Source organism: Cyclobacterium xiamenense, assembly GCF_042140265.1.
GTDB lineage: Bacteria > Bacteroidota > Bacteroidia > Cytophagales > Cyclobacteriaceae > Cyclobacterium > Cyclobacterium xiamenense_A.
On sequence record NZ_CP159481.1, the window covers coordinates 4,891,632 to 4,908,886 of the forward strand.

The window sequence follows — 17,255 nt, forward strand, 5'->3', positions numbered from 1 at the left end:
AATTTTAGTTTTATATTCAAAGGCAAATTAAAAAAGATTTTAGAGAAGCAGTATGGCAACGGTAGAAATGGTGATGCCCAAGATGGGGGAAAGCATAATGGAGGGCACAATCCTTTCCTGGTTAAAAAAAGAAGGGGACCTAATCGAACAGGACGAGTCCGTTCTGGAGGTAGCCACGGACAAAGTGGATACGGAAGTCCCTGCCACCCATGCCGGCATCCTTAAATCCATCCTGGCCCGGGAAGGCGAGGTCGTGGAGGTGGGAAAGCCAATTGCGCTGATCGAAACTGTTAGTAGCGACCTCACTGAGGAGCCTACCGAGGCCACTTCGACCGCAGCTGCTACGACGCGTGACCGCCAATCTGCGCTCGAAAAAACCGAAACGATTCCGGAGATTCCTGCCTACACTTCCCTTATTCTGGGAGCAGTTTCGAAAAAAGAACGGGAAAAAATCACAGGGAAAAAGTTTTATTCTCCCTTGGTGCTAAGTATCGCCAAAACGGAAAACATCGGTTCCGCAGAATTGGCTAGCCTGCCAGGAACCGGAAAGGATGGGCGAGTGACCAAAGACGACATCCTGGCGTATGTGGCAAAGAGGAAAATGGATGAGCCGAAGACGTCAGCGATCGACGATCCTATTCCAATTAGCGATGCGGACGATGAAATCATTGAAATGGACCGGATGCGTAAAATGATTTCTCAACGCATGCTGGACTCTAAAAATATTTCGGCACACGTCACCTCGTTTGTAGAAGCTGACCTCACCGGAGTCGTGCTCTTTCGAAACAATGTCAAAGATAGGTTTCGAAAAAAGGAAGGCGAATCCCTTACGTATACCCCTTTCTTCGTAATGGCGATAGCGAAAGCGTTAAAGGATTTTCCGATGATTAATATATCGGTGGAAGGGGATCGGATCATAAAAAAGAAGAACATCAACATCGGGATCGCAGTAGCCCTTGCGAACGGGAATCTGATCGTGCCGGTAATCCGCCAGGCGGACCGGTTCACGCTGACTGAACTATCCAAAAAAATCAATGACCTGGCAAAGCGGGCGCGGGAAAACAAACTGAATGCGGAGGAGCTTAAAGGTGGCACCTATACCCTTTCCAATATCGGTTCTTTTGGAAACATCATGGGTACCCCGATCATCGTACAACCCCAGGTAGCCATCCTGGCTGTAGGCACGATCACCAAGAAACCCGCCGTGGTGGAAACTCCCACCGGAGACATGATCGCCATCCGGCACAAAATGATATTGTCCCATTCCTACGACCACCGGGTTATCGACGGCGCCTTGGGCGGAATGTTTGTAAAACGAGTAGCGGATTACCTGGAGGACTTTGATATGGACACCACTATCTAGTGGCCTTGGTGGTCATCAAGGCGCAGGATTTAATCGTATTGACGATTTGTTGAATTTTGACGGGCTTTGTAAGGTACTCGTTCATTCCTATGGAAAGGGCGTGCTCCACATCCTCTTTGAATACACTGGCCGATAGTCCCACGATGGTTACTGACTTGCCGTTAGGCATGGTTCGTATGGCTTTGGTCGCATCCATGCCGTTCATTCCCGGCATTTGATTGTCCATAAAAATCAGGTCGTATTTCTTCTGCTCCACGCAAGCAATGGCCTCTATTCCGTTCAAGGCCACATCGGGTTCATAGCCCATTTGTCCCAAAAGCATCCCCATGAACTTAAGGTTGATTTCGTTATCTTCGACGATCAAGAGATCCAGTGGATAATCTGCGCTAATGTTTTCAAATCTCAGGGTTTCCTTGACACCGGCCGGGGCTACGGAATCCGTCTCGATCTCTTTCCCATTGATGTAGGAGATCAAGGTAAACGAGAAGGTGGACCCCACGCCCAGTTCGCTTTCGACCTGCAATACACCACCCATCAATTCGATAAGCTTGTTGGCAATTGCCAGACCCAAACCCGTACCTTTGTATTCTCCGTTGGATGCGGCGCCGGCCTGGGTAAAGGGTTTTAACAATTCTGGCAGTTTGTCCTGGTCGATGCCTACCCCGTTATCTTCCACCGCACAGTGGAGAATCAGGTTATTCGAGAATAATTTTTCGCCTTTCAGGAAAACTGAGATCTCGCCGTTCTTTTTGGAGTATTTGACAGCATTTCCGATGATATTAAAAAATATCTGCGTCAATTTCTCCTTATCCAAAACGACTACCTCCGGCAGTGATTCGTCGATGTGCAGGCGGATGGATAAAGATTTCTCTTGGGCCATCCCCGAAAAAACATTGATGATGCGCTCCATTTCCGGCTTTAATTTAAATAGCATCGGATTCAGCTCCATCTTGCCTGCTTCAATCTTCGAGTAATCCAGAATGTCGTTCACGATATGAAGGAGTGATTCTCCCGAATCACCAATAATCGACAGTAATTCGTGCTGTTCCTCGGTCAGTGAGGTCTTGTTTAGCAACCCGGTAATGCCAAGAAGGCCATTTAGTGGTGTTCTGATTTCATGGCTCATATTGGCCAGGAAGTTCGACTTTTCTTTATTGGCGATTTCGGCAGCCTCTTTCGCTTCCCGCAAGCCCTTTTCCCAAAGTTTGGGGCCGGTGATATCCCGGGCGACAGACATCATCCGTTTGTCATCCAATTTAAAAAACCGTACCTCAAAATACCTTCTTCCAACTTCCAGCAACAAATCCAATTCTTCGGTTTGCATTTTACCGGTCATTACTGACCGTTTGAAGGCACGCATTGCCCGCTCTCCGGACTCCCCCGTCAGCATCTCGCTAAGGTTTTTTCCCAGTGCATTTTGCGGAGGCTCGAGTAGGAGTTCGTCGTTATGCACGTAATAGTCCAAAAAATCACCCTTGTTATTGTAAATAAAAATCGTGTCCGGTAAACTATTCAGCACCGAGCGCAAGCGGTTCTCGCTTCGTATCAATTCCTGATCGGCGATGTATTTGTCGTTGATATCGGTACAAATTCCAACCGCACCGGAAAATCCACCTTCAGCATCGTAGATGAGCTTTTCGAATATTTTGACCCGAATGGGGTTCCCTTGCTTTTGGTTGGAATTGGATTCGTAATAGTAGAAATCCTCCTTTGCAGCGATGGCGTCTTTTTTTGTCGCCAGGAAAGCGCCGGTATCCTCAGACATCCATTCCTCCACCGATAGGGATAGAAACTCTTTCGGAGAATAGCCCAATACTTCTGTCACGTTATCGCTAACCTGATACAGGCTCAGGTGTTCGTTTTGGTAATAGATAAAACCCCTGGACTGCTGCAACAACATGGTCTGCTGCTTTAATAACTGATCCAGGTCCCGTGATTTTTTTTCCAACAACTGGTTGTTTTCGCTGGTGACTCTGAAATACTTTGACAGGAAAAAAACCACCAATAACAGCAGGGCGAAAAGTGAAAGAAATAGATAAAAGTAATTCGCAAACAGACCCGATACGACCGTAGATTTATCCTGGGTAAATACAAAAGCGATGGGGCTTTTTAAGTCCAGGCGAAACAGCGTGAACGGGTACTGAATCAGAAGACTTTCCTGGCTTCCAAGCTCTCCCGAAACTTCCAATAAGCCTTCGTATTGCCCGCGCAACCCTCCCCTTACTTCACGCTCTACGGTTTCGCGCAGCCTGGGTTCCAGGGAGACCGGCTTTTGCATGGCGTCGTCCACCAATTGGAAAAAGTTCTCTTCAAAATACACCAGTTTCGTCGTATTCGGCCCCAGGTAATAATTCACCAAATGCCTGGAAAAATACCGCCCCAGGTTTAGTTTGGCCAGCAGCGCTACGTTACCCTTGTCCGATTTTACCCGAAAGCAAAACCGGCAGGAATCCGAATCAATCGACCTGCCGGGCTCTGTAATCGAGAAATAGTTGGCTTCTGAAACACGATACGCTTTTCTTAACTCGCCCTTTTCGACGATCAGTGTATCGATCAGGTTGATATAGTTATTCAATAATCGCCGTATCCTGGCTTCATCCAGGATGGGTTCCGGCGGCAGATCGAGGTTATTCCCGGATCTTTCCTGAGTATTGGCATAAAAAATCAAATCTTCGTACAGGTTGTTCAGGTTCCGTTGCGCCTCGTTTGCTGCCAATTCTACTTGTTTGTTTAAAAATACCTTCCGGTTTTCAACAAGGTTTTCCGATAAGGACCGATAAAACAAAAATGCCAGGCTGACGGTAAATAAAATGGCACCGATACTCAAACCTATAAGCCACCAAAACCGCTTCGCTTCCCTTCTGTTTTTACCCACTTTATTTGCGTGCTTCTTAGTCATGAATATCCAATAAATACCAACCCATTAGATTCATCCGCTTGCAATAGGCTTCAAACAACCGACCTCCCAACTCGAAACTATGGTAGTTTTCCTTTTCCAATAGAAATTTGGAACCCATCCTACGCACCTCCTTGCTTTTACTCTTAAATAGATTAAAGTCCTCCTTTCGGAAGTTGTCCGAATGGATGGTCTGCAAATAAGCATGGTTTTTTAACGGAGGCATACTCAATGCCTCAATGGCCTCCGCCTTTCCTGCCACGATGGTCCCCTGACTGTCCACCAGCATCAGTTTCTTATTGGATTTTTCCAAAAACGCGTTCATCAAATCCGACAAAGTAATATCAAACCCTAAAACCCCCTTCAACTCGTCGCCGAAATATACCGGATGAACCAGCGAGAGTATCCAGCCCCTGCCTACCGGGTCAATGTATACCTCTTCCAGCCAAACAGCGTCTTTGCTGGGGTTGCGCTCCTGATCGGCCTGGTAGTAAAAATTAAACGCTGTCACATCCAGTGCGGGGTCGATGGAATTCAGCAGGTCATAGGGGGGATACAACCTGCTGAAATTACTGGCTGCATTAAAATACACCTGACAGACCATCTCACGCTGCGCTACAATTCCCCGAAAAGCCTCGTCCATGGGCTCCGTCGTGAATACCTCCCTCCTGGCGCGTTCTTTGTCTTCCGAAGTTAAGGAAATAAAAACCGTACTTTCCATCCCGGACTCATTCGGGTTGTAGAAAAAACCATTCTCATCGGTGAAAAACTTGCTTTTGTCTACCTTGGAAATCAAGCTGTCCGATTTCTGAAAAAGAGAAGAAGAAAAACGTGCCAGGGCAAAAATATCGGCCTCCAGGGGTAATAAATCTGCCTCAACCTTTCGAATCACCGAATCCAACATCTGTAAATGATACAATTCCTCGCTACCAGAATCCGATTGACAGGCAACTGAAAACAATAAAATGGAAAAGACTATAAAAAATAGATATTTCATCTTTGAATAATTAAATATATACAAAGTTAGAAATTTTCCATCGCATTTAGAAGGGCCTGATTCATATCATGGAATCTTTCTTTTACCTGATCGAAAAAAATCCCTTTCATCAATTCGTCCAAATCACTCTCCTCGGTAATATCCAATGCCGCTATCTTGAACGTCTGCTCCATGCCGCCGACTTCAAATTTTAGCAAATACTTATTATTCCAATCAAAAAGGGTGATATTGATCCCATCTTTTGTCGCATTGCTGATAACTCTCATGTCGGACGGATTACCTCCGCGGTATGGTGAATTTCAGATTTGAGGGACGACGCTACCGAGCAATACTTATCTACAGCCAGCTTAACCACCTTTTCAAACTCTTTTTGGGTAGCGTCGGGAGAGGTCAAAACAAAATGCAGGTGTATGGATGTATAAAACGAAGGAATGCCGTCGCTACGGGTACCCTCTGCTTCTATTTTAAAATCCCTTACCTCTCTCCGCTTTTTTTTCATCATCTGCACCGCATCAACGGCGGAGCAACCTGCCAATCCGGAAAGCAACAGCTCCATCGGGGATTGGTGCTTTTTTTCACTTCCATCGTACATATCAATCCGAAGCTTGTTTCCGGTTGCATTTACTGATTCGTATTCGTGATCAGCAATCATTCGAAGGGTAATCTGCTTTTTACTCATGTTTGGACCGAAAATAATAAAATTTGGTTAATTGACAATAACTTAGCTTTACGGTAAATGGTTCGGCGAAGCACGGAAAATACGCATGCGTCCGGATACATTTTTTGCTGCCTTTTTTCAGGTCTGCGGAGATTCTTTTCCCATTTCTTTACCCAAGAGCATTTGCAAAGTACCACCAAAGCCCTATTTTTACACCAGGCAAATTCGAAGTATTGGCAATTCCCAAATTCCCCGCAGCACCATGAAATTCTCGCTCTATTTAGGAAAGTACAGTGGCATCAAGGTATTCATTCATTGGACGTTCTCGCTGCTTTTGGTGTGGATCATTCTTTCCAACATGCGCTCCGGAATTCCCTGGGCCGATACCTGGTGGACCCTTCTTTTCGTGGTACTGATTTTTGTCTGTGTGATTTTGCATGAATTTGGGCACGCGCTTACCGCGCAACGATACGGTATTCAAACCCGGGATATCATCTTGCTTCCGATTGGCGGTTTGGCAAGACTGGAAAAATTACCCGAGGAGCCGCGGCAAGAATTGAAAGTGGCAATTGCCGGACCAATGGTCAACATCGCATTGTTTTTCTTGCTGGCTGTTCTGATTTCCTTCACTGGCTTTGATGTAAATCTGTTGGAAGAGCCACGGCTGGATGGAAACAGTATCTGGCTTTTTTTAGCATCTGCCAACCTTTTTCTGGCCTTATTTAATCTTTTGCCTGCCTTTCCGATGGATGGGGGACGTGTATTACGGGCCTTGTTGTCCACCCGGATGCCGCGAATTAAAGCTACGGAGATTGCCGGAGGCATTGGTCAGGTAATGGCCATCGCATTTGTTTTCTTCGGACTTTTCAATAATCCGGTGTTGGTGCTGATCGGAATATTTATTTTTCTGGGCGCCCAGGCGGAAGTAAACCAAACCAAACAACAGTCATTTCTGGAGGGCTATACGGTGGCTGATGTGCTCATGCGAAAGTTCCCCCTACTGGCTTTCGATGCTCCCTTGCAGAAAGCGATCGATAAACTCCTGGATGGACAGGCTACCCATTTTGTGGTGGTAAAGGAGGATAGCCCCATAGGCACACTTAGCCGGGAGGGGATTGTTCGTGGCTTGCAGCAGGGAAGTCCAGGCAGCAGCATAGAATCGGTTTTTGACACCGATCCGTTAAAGCTGGAAACCTCGCTAGCCCTGCAGGAGGCATTCAAAAAAATGGCCTCTTCTGGCAAAAAAGTAGCCTTGGTTTACGAAGCACAGCATTTTCTCGGAATCGTGGATCAGGAAAACATATCAGAGTTTATCATGGTAAAAAATGCCATGAATCAATGATCCAAATCCCTGAAAGCCCTCACCAATTTGCGCCCGAGGAAATCAAAGAAATCCTCCAAACGACCGAATCCGGTTTAAACCCAAAGCAAGTTGAAGAATTACGACGGGTTTTTGGAAAAAACGAAATCCCCGATACAAAAGAAAGATCCTTTTGGTACATCCTCTTACGACAGGTACACAACCTCATGGTGTACATTCTGCTGCTTGCGGCACTTATCTCTTTTCTGACCGGACATCGGGTGGATGTATATGTAATTCTGGCCATCGTGGTACTAAACATCACCATTGGATTTGTTCAGGAATACAAGGCTGAGAATGCCGTTCGCGCCCTGAAAGGACTGCTGCGACCCCAATGCACGGTCATTCGGGAAGGCAAACTTATCACAATCTCCTCCAAAGATCTGGTTCCTGGGGATGTCATGCGCCTCAGTGAGGGGGACCTGATCCCTGCAGACGGTTACCTGTTTCAGAACCACAATGCCCGAACCATGGAAGCATCCCTGACCGGCGAGTCGGTACCGATCGAAAAAACCACTGAACCATGTCCCGAAAACAGTCCGATTGGAGACCGAACCAATATGGTATGGAAAGGCACCTTTGTATCGGGGGGGAGCGCATTGGCCTGGGTAGTAGCTACCGGCGCTTCGACCCAGCTTGGAAAGATCGCAAACAGCTTGAAATCCATCCCAAAGAAGGCATCAAATTTCCAGAATAAATCCAATAAACTCGCCCGGCAGATGGCACTCTTATCCATTGGCAGTGCGCTTTTACTCTTCTTGGTGGGGTACTTCTTCCAAAAAATCCCGATAGATGAACTCCTGCTAATCTCCCTGGCTGCCCTTGTTTCGGCGATTCCCGAAGGATTACCTGCGGTATTGTCCATCGTGTTGGCGATTGGCTCTTACCGAATGTCGAAAAAAAATGCCATCATTCGGGAAATCGCCGCCACCGAAAGCCTGGGATCCGTCAGCACGATTGTCACGGACAAAACAGGCACCCTTACCCAAAATACCATGACCATCAAAAAACTTTGGCAGGTAGGTGGGTCGGAGGTAGAAGTCAGTGGAGACGGTTGGGATAGAACCGGAGAGTTTTCCGGAGATGAGGCCGACATAGCTGCATTGCCTCCCCTATTGGAGATTGCGGCACATTGCCAGCAGGCATCACTTTCGCTGGACGAAAAAGGCCAGCTACAAGTAAGTGGAGATCCTACCGAGGCGGCCTTTGCTGTTCTCGCCGGAAAAGCTGGATTTGAAAAAAACCTCCCCGTTTTAGAGGAAGAACCGTTTAGCACTGTGGAGAAATTCCGCTCTACCCTGGTCGAAAAATCGGGAAAACACGTCCGGTTTATAATCGGTGCGCCGGAAAAACTATTGGAGAAATCCAGCCGTTTTCAGGCCAAGGATGGTGTTTTCGATTTTTCGGAAAATCAACGGATTCGTGTGAAAAAAAAACTGGATCAATGGTCAAAAGGTAGTTTTCGCGTATTAGCCCTGGCTTTACAAACTACGGATGCGAAGGCTGCCAAAGACTTTTCAGACCAGGACTGGGTCTTTTGTGGATTGGCGGCCATGGTCGATCCACCCCGACCGGAAGTGTACCATGCGGTAAAAGGTTGCCATCAGGCCGGAATTCGGGTAATCATGGCCACTGGAGACCATTCGCAAACTGCCCTCGCCATCGGCAAACAAGTCGGAATCGTGCTTCCTGGCCGGGAACGGGTGCTCACAGACGCTGAGCTGCAGCAATTAAGCGCAGAGGAATTCGACCGGGCAATTCAGGAAGTGGATGTCTTTTCCAGATTAAGTCCCATGATGAAAGTCCGAATCGCTGAATCCCTGCAGGCGAAGGGCGAGTTGGTGGCCATGACGGGAGATGGGGTGAACGATGCCCCTGCCTTGCGGCAGGCCAATGTGGGCATTTCCATGGGAATGATGGGCACCGACGTGGCCAGAGAAGCCTCACTGGTGGTACTTGCAGACGACAACTTTGCCAGCATCGTACGGGCAGTAGAACAGGGAAGAATCGTGTTCAATAATGCCAGAAGAACCAGTTTTTTTCTCGTCACCACGAATTTTGCGGAAATCATTACCCTCATTGTGGCCATCGGTATGGGATACGCCATGCCACTAACAGCGACGCAAATCCTATGGATTAACTTGATTACAGACGGGTTTTGCGACAAAGCACTGGCTACTGAAAGGGGGAGAGGTAACGAGTTGCATGTCGCCCCTGCATCCGCTAAGGAAAACATCATCAACCGGGAAATCGTCCCGTTTTTGCTATTGAACACCATTTTGATGACATCCATGGCACTAGTGGCTTTCCACCACTACCTGCCCGCTGGTATCGAAAAAGCGCGTACCGTTGTCTTCATCGTCATGGGCTTTTCGCAGCTATTTAATGTTTTCAACATGCGAAACCTAAAAGGTTCTGCTTTTAAGGTTGGTCTGTTCAGCAATAAGTGGGTAAATTACGCCCTGGTTGTATCCATCACCATTCAGGTGCTCATCATTGAAGTTCCTGCGCTGGCCGGCTTGTTTAAATTTCAACCCCTATCTGTGTGGGAATTTTTCGGCTGGGCAGCTATTTCTTCCCTGGTATTTTGGGTGACTGAAATGTATAAACTAATCGCTACATCGTATGAAACCGGATTTTCAAGTAGTAAGTCCTGAGGAGGCAGTCCAATTAGTCAAGAGTCACCAGCGTGTATTTGTCCACGGCAGTGCCGCGACACCCTCGGTGCTCGTTCATGCCCTTGCAAATAGAAAGGAGGAGTTGGAAAACGTAGAAATTGTTTCCATCACCACGCTGGGCGACATGCCTCTGGCCGAACCATCCTGCAAAGGGAGTTTTTATATCAATTCGCTTTTCGTCTCAGAAACTGTACGACAGGCCGTGAACAGCGAACAAGGCGGCTACGTACCCATTTTTTTGAGCGAAATAGGGAGACTATTTCGAAAAAACATCCTTCCGATAGACGTGGCAATGGTGCAGGTCTCTCCTCCAGACCGGCACGGGTATTGCTCCCTGGGCACTTCGGTGGACGTCGCCCGCCCGGCAGTCGATACAGCCAGATACATCATTGCCCAAATCAATCAACAAATGCCCCGGACCCTGGGCGACGGGCAAATTCACATCAGCAAGATCGACCGGGTCATTGCGGTAGATGAGCCCCTACCACAGGTCAACTATGCCGCCAAACTCGACGAAGCCGACTATAAAATCGGTAAGTACATTGCGGAAATGATTGACGACGGCGCTACCCTGCAGCTAGGTATCGGAGGTATTCCGGATGCCGTACTGCAGTCCCTGGGCAACCACAAAGACCTCGGTATCCACACCGAAATGTTTTCCGACGGCGTCATCGATCTGTTTGATAAAGGGGTGATCACGAATAAATTTAAGAAAAAACACCCAGGGAAGGTCGTGTCCTCCTTCGTGATTGGTACCCAAAAACTGTACGACAGCATTCACGACAATCCGGCCTTTTCGTTTCACGAGGCGGCGTATGTTAACGATACCTCGGTGATACGAAAAAACCCCAAGGTGGTCTCCATCAACTCCTGTGTTGAAATCGACCTGACGGGGCAAGTTTGTGCCGACTCCATCGGTAGCTACCAGTATTCGGGCGTGGGGGGCCAGATGGACTTTATGAGAGGAGCCGCTTTATCCAATGACGGCAAACCCATCATGGCCTTACGGGCAAGTACGAAAAAAGGGAAATCCAAAATCGTTCCTTTCCTGAAAGAAGGGGCAGGGGTAGTTACCACCCGGGCCCACGTGCATTACGTTGTGACCGAATTCGGCGCTGCTTACCTCTATGGAAAAAATCTGCGGCAACGGGCGCACGAGCTGAAGAAAATTGCTGCTCCAGAGCATCAGGAGGAATTGGAAAAAGCCATTTACCAGCGTTTTGGCAGTTTTGTTTATCCGCTCCGATAAAAGGCATACGGGATGTACTGCCCTTCCCCCGGCTGGTTTTAGCCTTGCTTTTCCTCCGGTTTTCGCTGAAAATGAAGGGTAAACCGGGTGCCCAGGCCCGGAATGCTGGCCACATCCATTTTGGCCCCATTTAACGCCAGAAATTGCTTCACCAAAAGTAGGCCCAGGCCAGTGCCTTTCTCATTGCTTGTGCCCACCATGGACGGGATCCGTGCATCCTCTTGCCCGTTGATCAGTTCCTGCTGGGCTTCGTTGATGCCAGTACCGGAATCTTCAATGTGGCAGGCGATATTGGTAGGCGTCAGCGTATAGAAAACACGTATTTTCCCGTATTCAGGCGTGAATTTGATGGCGTTTCCCAGGAGGTTCTGCAGGATGATTTTAAGGTGGTGAGTATCTACCCAGGCAAAATGTTGGTTCGTCGGTCCCCAAACGTGTTTGACGACCAGAAATTTTGATTTGAGCTGGTAGTCCAGATGTTCCAGCACCGTATTTACCACCTCGACGACGTTCACGTTTCCCGGTTGGGCAACCATGCCATCCATTTGAGTATTGGCCCATTGCAACAAATCGTTAAGAAACGATTCGGTCTGCTGGATCTGATGCGATAGCAAGGACACCACCTCTTCTTCTTCCTCTACTGTCAATAGTTTTTTCTTACGAATGTCCAGTAGTTGCTTCAGTCCATTGATCGGAGATCTCAGATCATGGGAAATAATCGATAGGATCTTTGTGCGTGTACCATTGACCTCCATTAATGCCCGGTTTTGACGTGAAATGATCTCTTTCTGCTCCAGGATTGCTTTATTCTTTTTGGCTAAAAAGCGGGTGAATTTGTTTTTTAAGCGCAAATTTTTATGAAAAAAGTAAAGAATTCCGCCTAAAAAAACGACAATCAGCACCAAAAACCCCATCCATTTATAATGATGCTGTATCAAGGCCTGATCCCGTTCCTTTTCTACCCGCAAACGTTCGTTGTCCGCCTTTGCCACCGCTAATTCCATGCGGGCCATTTGCCTGTTTCTCGCGTCGTTATACAGGCTATCGCTGTAGGCCTTGTGCGCCTTTAAATGAAAAAAAGCCAGTTCATGCTTCCCCAGTTGCTGGTAAATTCGGCTCAGTAGCCCGGTGATTTGCTGCAAATCCCACTGAGCTCCGTGAATTTCCGCATGGGCCAGTGCTTGGTTACCAAAATTCAGTGCATCCGCTACCTCTCCCTGTTCCAGTTTGAGTTCGGCCAGGCCAGCAAGAGCGAATGACTTCTCCCAGTTGGTAAGTATGGATTTTGTCGCCAGTACTTCGCGGTAGAGAGCAGCTGCTTGTTGCCTTTTGCCGGTTTTATGGTATACCTTGGCCATTCTGTTTTTGACCATTAGGTGTAATACGGTAAGGCTATCGGCGCTCAGATAGGCCTGGGCCTGCTTCAAGTGACCCAATGATTGATCCGATTGTCCCATCTCATCATGAGCAATCCCCATATTGAAAAAATTTTTTGCCAGTGACAGACTATCCTGCAATTCCGAATTGATCTCTACGCATTCCCGAAGCAAGCGAAGGGCCTCCAGGTATTCCTTGTCCACCATTTGGATCAACGCTCTACCGTTTAAGGCATAGACAATTTCGGATTGTGCCTTCGCTCTCTCTCCGTGCTCGCGGGCGAGGATAAACTGATTCAGCGCCAAATCGTAATTACCAGAAATGTAATGCAATGTAGCTTCACGGTTGCCCAGTTTTGCGAGCAGTAGTGGGCCGGGATCAACTCCCGCACGTTCCCTGGCTTCCGAAAGCAGGGAAAAAGCCATTTTTGTATTGTCGTACTGCAGGGCCTTTACCTGTTCCATCAATACCTCTATTGAGGCGTTGGAAGGAAGATGACCTGACCTGGCTGCCGAAGAAAATAGCAACACAAAAAATACCAGGATAATTGTTTTATGCATCACCTGCATCGTTCAAAAAGCGCTTATGGTTCCTTACCAAAAGTAATAAAAAAACAATTTTATGCAAATATAATTTTAAAAAATGATTTTTAAGGAAATAAAATGTATTTTGATTTCAGTTTTTTGTATTTAAAATAAATCACGTATCGCCCGGTTTGCGGCATGATAGCCACACATTCCATGCACTCCGCCACCCGGAGGCGTAGCCGAGGAACAGAGGTAAATCCCTTTCGCCGAACTGCGGTATGGAGAAAATCGAAGGGCCGGTCGCGAGAACAATTGATAAATATCCTGCACTCCTACATTGATATCTCCTCCGATATAATTGGGGTTATAGGATTCGTAATCGCTGGCGTTCATCGATCTTTTTGCGAGGATCAATTTGCTGAATCCGGGCGCCTGCTTTTCAATTTGCCGGATGATGACCTCAGTAATATCCACATTTCCCCCGGAGGGTACGTGGCAGTAGGCCCAGAGGGTATGCTTTCCCCGGGGAGCCCTGAGCGGGTCTGCCAGAGATTGTTGGGCCACCAGAACGTAAGGATTTTCCGAATACCTGCCCTTCCAAAGGCCCGCTTCGGACGCGGCGATTTCCGGCAACGTCCCCCCCAAATGCACGGTGCCCGCCATTCTGGCGGAATCTGAAATCCAGGGGACCGGGCCGTCCAGGGCAAAATCAACCTTAAACACGCCCATCCCGTAGCGGTACCGGTTCAATTGCCAGGTATATAGCGGAGAAAACACCTTGCCGGCAATTTTCAGCAACTGCCGAGGGCTGGTATCGAACAGCACGGCTTTTGCTCCCGGGAGTTCCCGTAAATCCGCCACCATCCAACCGGCTTTAAAAACGCCTCCTTTGTCTAAAAAATAGGCCAACAAGGCATCCGCCAGTCCTTGCGAGCCCCCCTGGATCACGGGCCAACCTCCTACATGGCCGGCGCCCATTAAAACCAAGGCTATGGCCGATGTGGCCCAGTTGGTAAGTGGCTGAATGCCGTGCGCGGCCATTCCAGCAAACAGGGCCGCTGTACGATCGGATTTGAACGAGCGAGCCAGCCGGGTTGCCGGTTGCAGGGCCTTGAGTCCAAATAAGGCCAATTGTACGGGTTTTTTGGGGAATTTCAGCGGTCCTAAAAAATCCAGTGACAAAGACTCCCAATTATCTACTATGGGTTGCATCAAATCCAGGTACTGCTGTTCGTCTTCTTCCAGCTGTGCCGCGGTGTCAATCAGGGATCGGTACAGGCTCACCGACGTACCGTCCGCCAGCGGATGGGCCGCAAGTACCTAGGGATGCGCCAGGCGCAGACCATATTGTTCCAACGGAAGCCGCCGGAAAAAAGGAGCAGACACAGCCAAAGGATGTATGGCCGAACACACGTCGTGCCGGTAACCTGGTAAGGTAAGTTCCTGCGTCCGCATGCCCCCTCCTACCTGCTCCTTCCCTTCAATAAGCAGCACCCGCAGGCCTTGCTCAAGCAGGGTGATGGCTGCCGCCAATCCATTGGGGCCAGATCCTACAACGATCGCATCGTACTCTTTTGACGGCATCAGGTTCCTTTTTGTTCCAATGGTTGACTGCCGTGCGCGGCAGCAAGTTCGGCAAGCGCCGCTACCAGCCGATCCAAATCGGGACGCCGGGTATACACATGGGGCGATACCCGAACACATTGAATATTTTCGTAGCTAATGGGCGTGGTATGAATCTTGTACTTTCCCAAAAGTTGCCGCTCCAGTTCCTGCGGGCTAAGCCCCTCGACGGAGACCCCTGCGATGGCGCAACTGTAAGCCGGTTTAAGAGACGTGTGGATGTTGACACCCGGAATACCCAAGGCCTGTTCCGCCCAGTAATTTTTGAGAAAGCGAACCCGGGCCTCCTTTCGCTCCGCGCCAATACCATTATGGAAATTAACTGCCTCCCCTATTCCCTGCTCCAGAGGAAAACTTCGGGTACCCAGGCTTTCAAATTTTCGGATGTCTTCACTTTTTGGATTTCCACTGCATAAAAGCGGCCATACCTTCGAAATCTTCTCTTTCTTGATCCACATCATACCCGTGCCAATAGGAGCAGACAGGTATTTGTGCAAACTGGTGCCAAAATAATCCGCTTCTAAGTCCGGAATACGAAAATTAAGTAATCCAAACGAATGTGCCCCGTCTACGATTACCTCGAGACCATTTTCGTGGGCCATGCGGCATATTTTACGCACTGGCATAATTTGCCCCACCCAGTTGATCACATGCGTGACATGTATGATTTTGGTTTTAGGGCCGATGGCCCGCCGGTAAGCCTCAACGATGGTATCATCGTCTTCGATGGGGAAATCAAAGGACAGCTGGGTGTATCGAATCCCCTCCCGCTGCTCTCGCTGCTTCCAGGCGTGCATCATGTTTGGATAATCCTGTTTGCAACCGATCACCTCGTCCCCTTTTTGCAAATCCAGTCCGTAAATTATGGTGTTCAAGGCCTCGGTAGCATTGCGGTTAATCGCGAGTTCATCCGGATCACAGCCCCCTAAAAGCGCCAACTTTTGTCGAAGGGGCTCCCTCCCCTGATCCAAAATACGCCACATATAGTAAGAAGGAGCCTGATTGGAAAGTTGGCTGTAGCGATCTACTGCTTGCAAGACCAATAGGGGACTGGGTGAAACGCCCCCGTTGTTGAGATTCAATACGGGAGAGGAACTCGCCGGGTATCCCTGCTGAATGGTGGTCCAAAAATCTTCATTCTCGGCCATTTTTTGCGGAGACATGCCTGCATATTGCCTGTTTTTCGCTTCGATATCGGCGGCATGCAACTGTTCAAAAAGGCTGTTGGATGAAAAGGCTCCTGCCAGTACAGCCGCTTTTTTAAAAAAGCTCCTTCTGTTGGTTGTTGATTTCATTTGAATAAATTTTAGTTAGTGGTTTCTTTGATGCCAGCCCTTCTGAAAGCCTTTTGGTAGCCGACGAAGTGCCCAGTACTTCAGCGTACGCAAAATAATCAAAAATTTTTGGTTTCATACCTGCCCTTCCATAAGCGGGTGGCACGTTCTTGGGAAATCGATACATGGTATCCTTCTTTGATTTAAGTTAATGATGGGCAAAACCTGGCGAGACCCGACCGAGAGACATCTAATTGGTGGGCGTACGATCGGAACTGGCCGGTGAACACCAAGGTCAAGCATGGACATCGATGTACTCAAGGTCGTTGGCCTGGATAAAAAATTCCGATGTCTTTACCCGATTTGATCCCGTTGATGTGGAAGATGCCACTAGCTAGGGGTGTCGAACCTCTCGCCCTCCCTTTGCCAACTAGATCGATCGCGTCTGTAACGTCTTTCAACAAGCCATCGAAACCACCAAGTCCCTCCGAACCCAACGAAAATTTCCAATCTCGCCTGCAAGAGCCCCCCCACAGCCAGGGGTATCCTCGTCGGTACAAAGGCTGCCCCTAAGAAAAAGCAGCCTGGAGTAATCGGGATGGATGCGCGTGTCGATTTGCTTTCCTCCTATACCACCCCATCCGTAAACACCCGGGAAATGTCCCCGGCTAGCTGTCTGGGAAGGGATCATCTGAACCAAAAAATAACGATCCTTTTAGGGGTACCGTTACTTTTGGGGGGGAAATAAAGAACATAGGGAGAAAAGGCGTTTGCGGTTTTGGCATGCACCACCCGTTCCCTAATCACGCATTTTTAGCCGAGCGCGATTTTGCATTTCAAGGATTGTTTTCGAAGATGGAAGCGAAAACACGTACATTCGGATACATGTTTGTCGCCTCCAGCACCTCCTGTGGCGAAAAAAATCGCACATTTTTGCATTCGGGGGAAGGGACGAAATCCAGATGAGCCAACCTTGTTTCGTAGACTGCATTGGCGATAAACACCTCGTTGTGGTTTTTTACCGTAAAAAAATACCGGGGCTTCTCAGCGATGTGCGTCACTTCCAGGCGCATTTCCTCCCAGATTTCCCTACGTATTCCTTCCTGGGGACTTTCTCCGAAATCCAGCCCTCCACCGGGTAATTCCCACCAATCGTTGTCTTCCTGAACCAAAAGGAAGCGCTGGGAAGCATCCAGCACCAATGCCTTTACACTCACCCGGTAAAAGCATTCCGGTACACCCTGATTTTTCAC

At 48.4% G+C, this 17,255-nt stretch carries 13 protein-coding genes; 4 read left to right on the forward strand and 9 right to left on the reverse strand.

What is annotated here, in order from left to right; genetic code table 11:
* Positions 1-52: 52 nt before the first annotated feature.
* Positions 53-1,363 carry a dihydrolipoamide acetyltransferase family protein gene (locus ABWH99_RS19890; RefSeq protein WP_375583551.1) on the forward strand — a complete coding sequence of 437 codons (1,311 nt, stop codon included), beginning with the start codon at positions 53-55 and terminating at the stop codon, positions 1,361-1,363.
* On the opposite strand, the gene ABWH99_RS19895 is transcribed toward ABWH99_RS19890, so the two are convergent.
* The 4 genes from ABWH99_RS19895 to ABWH99_RS19910 are packed head-to-tail and all read right to left on the reverse strand — an operon-like array spanning position 1,356 to position 5,935.
* Positions 1,356-4,262 (reverse strand): ATP-binding protein, encoded by a 2,907-nt coding sequence (locus ABWH99_RS19895; protein WP_375583552.1) that lies wholly within the window; start codon positions 4,260-4,262, stop codon positions 1,356-1,358. The genes ABWH99_RS19890 and ABWH99_RS19895 overlap by 8 nt on opposite strands.
* Entirely contained in the window at positions 4,255-5,256 is a 1,002-nt protein-coding gene (locus ABWH99_RS19900; protein WP_375583553.1) for a cache domain-containing protein, read from the reverse strand. The genes ABWH99_RS19895 and ABWH99_RS19900 overlap by 8 nt, the downstream gene beginning before the upstream one ends.
* Before the next feature lie 26 nt (positions 5,257-5,282).
* Positions 5,283-5,522, reverse strand: coding sequence for a hypothetical protein (locus tag ABWH99_RS19905; RefSeq protein ID WP_375583554.1), 240 nt, complete (start codon positions 5,520-5,522; stop codon positions 5,283-5,285).
* Entirely contained in the window at positions 5,519-5,935 is a 417-nt protein-coding gene (locus ABWH99_RS19910; RefSeq protein ID WP_375583555.1) for an OsmC family protein, read from the reverse strand. Before ABWH99_RS19910 ends, ABWH99_RS19905 begins: the two co-directional genes overlap by 4 nt.
* A gap of 241 nt (positions 5,936-6,176) precedes the next feature.
* Between ABWH99_RS19910 and ABWH99_RS19915 the strand changes: the two genes are divergently transcribed.
* From ABWH99_RS19915 to ABWH99_RS19925, 3 genes are read left to right on the forward strand one after another with little or no spacing between them, the layout of a single operon-like run.
* A complete protein-coding gene (locus ABWH99_RS19915; protein ID WP_375583556.1) occupies positions 6,177-7,256 on the forward strand; it encodes a site-2 protease family protein in 1,080 nt (359 codons plus the stop codon).
* Positions 7,253-9,931, forward strand: coding sequence for a cation-translocating P-type ATPase (locus ABWH99_RS19920; protein WP_375583557.1), 2,679 nt, complete (start codon positions 7,253-7,255; stop codon positions 9,929-9,931). Before ABWH99_RS19915 ends, ABWH99_RS19920 begins: the two co-directional genes overlap by 4 nt.
* Positions 9,900-11,201 (forward strand): acetyl-CoA hydrolase/transferase family protein, encoded by a 1,302-nt coding sequence (locus ABWH99_RS19925; RefSeq protein ID WP_375583558.1) that lies wholly within the window; start codon positions 9,900-9,902, stop codon positions 11,199-11,201. Before ABWH99_RS19920 ends, ABWH99_RS19925 begins: the two co-directional genes overlap by 32 nt.
* Positions 11,202-11,239: 38 nt before the next feature.
* Here ABWH99_RS19925 and ABWH99_RS19930 read toward each other — a convergent pair whose 3' ends face one another.
* From ABWH99_RS19930 to ABWH99_RS19950, 5 genes are all read right to left on the reverse strand, one after another.
* Positions 11,240-13,138: an ATP-binding protein gene (locus ABWH99_RS19930; RefSeq protein WP_375583559.1), complete on the reverse strand. Its 1,899-nt coding sequence runs from the start codon at positions 13,136-13,138 to the stop codon at positions 11,240-11,242.
* 129 nt (positions 13,139-13,267) lie between these two features.
* On the reverse strand, positions 13,268-14,389 hold the full coding sequence (locus tag ABWH99_RS19935) for a phytoene desaturase family protein (RefSeq protein WP_375583560.1): 1,122 nt from the start codon (positions 14,387-14,389) through the stop codon (positions 13,268-13,270).
* Between the two features lie 36 nt (positions 14,390-14,425).
* Positions 14,426-14,689, reverse strand: coding sequence for an FAD-dependent oxidoreductase (locus ABWH99_RS19940; RefSeq protein ID WP_375583561.1), 264 nt, complete (start codon positions 14,687-14,689; stop codon positions 14,426-14,428).
* On the reverse strand, positions 14,689-16,023 hold the full coding sequence (locus tag ABWH99_RS19945; RefSeq protein WP_375583562.1) for an aminotransferase class V-fold PLP-dependent enzyme: 1,335 nt from the start codon (positions 16,021-16,023) through the stop codon (positions 14,689-14,691). The genes ABWH99_RS19940 and ABWH99_RS19945 overlap by 1 nt, the downstream gene beginning before the upstream one ends.
* An 815-nt stretch (positions 16,024-16,838) precedes the next feature.
* On the reverse strand, positions 16,839-17,255 hold the full coding sequence (locus ABWH99_RS19950; RefSeq protein WP_375583563.1) for an NUDIX hydrolase: 417 nt from the start codon (positions 17,253-17,255) through the stop codon (positions 16,839-16,841).

What these genes read in the sequence shown, in the direction of transcription:
- ABWH99_RS19890 (WP_375583551.1), top strand. Translation starts at nt 53, where the DNA reads ATGGCAACGGTAGAAATGGTGATGCCCAAGATGGGGGAAAGCATAATG.
- ABWH99_RS19895 (WP_375583552.1), bottom strand. Translation starts at nt 4,262, where the DNA reads ATGACTAAGAAGCACGCAAATAAAGTGGGTAAAAACAGAAGGGAAGCG.
- ABWH99_RS19900 (WP_375583553.1), bottom strand. Translation starts at nt 5,256, where the DNA reads ATGAAATATCTATTTTTTATAGTCTTTTCCATTTTATTGTTTTCAGTT.
- ABWH99_RS19905 (WP_375583554.1), bottom strand. Translation starts at nt 5,522, where the DNA reads ATGAGAGTTATCAGCAATGCGACAAAAGATGGGATCAATATCACCCTT.
- ABWH99_RS19910 (WP_375583555.1), bottom strand. Translation starts at nt 5,935, where the DNA reads ATGAGTAAAAAGCAGATTACCCTTCGAATGATTGCTGATCACGAATAC.
- ABWH99_RS19915 (WP_375583556.1), top strand. Translation starts at nt 6,177, where the DNA reads ATGAAATTCTCGCTCTATTTAGGAAAGTACAGTGGCATCAAGGTATTC.
- ABWH99_RS19920 (WP_375583557.1), top strand. Translation starts at nt 7,253, where the DNA reads ATGATCCAAATCCCTGAAAGCCCTCACCAATTTGCGCCCGAGGAAATC.
- ABWH99_RS19925 (WP_375583558.1), top strand. Translation starts at nt 9,900, where the DNA reads ATGAAACCGGATTTTCAAGTAGTAAGTCCTGAGGAGGCAGTCCAATTA.
- ABWH99_RS19930 (WP_375583559.1), bottom strand. Translation starts at nt 13,138, where the DNA reads ATGCATAAAACAATTATCCTGGTATTTTTTGTGTTGCTATTTTCTTCG.
- ABWH99_RS19940 (WP_375583561.1), bottom strand. Translation starts at nt 14,689, where the DNA reads ATGCCGTCAAAAGAGTACGATGCGATCGTTGTAGGATCTGGCCCCAAT.
- ABWH99_RS19945 (WP_375583562.1), bottom strand. Translation starts at nt 16,023, where the DNA reads ATGAAATCAACAACCAACAGAAGGAGCTTTTTTAAAAAAGCGGCTGTA.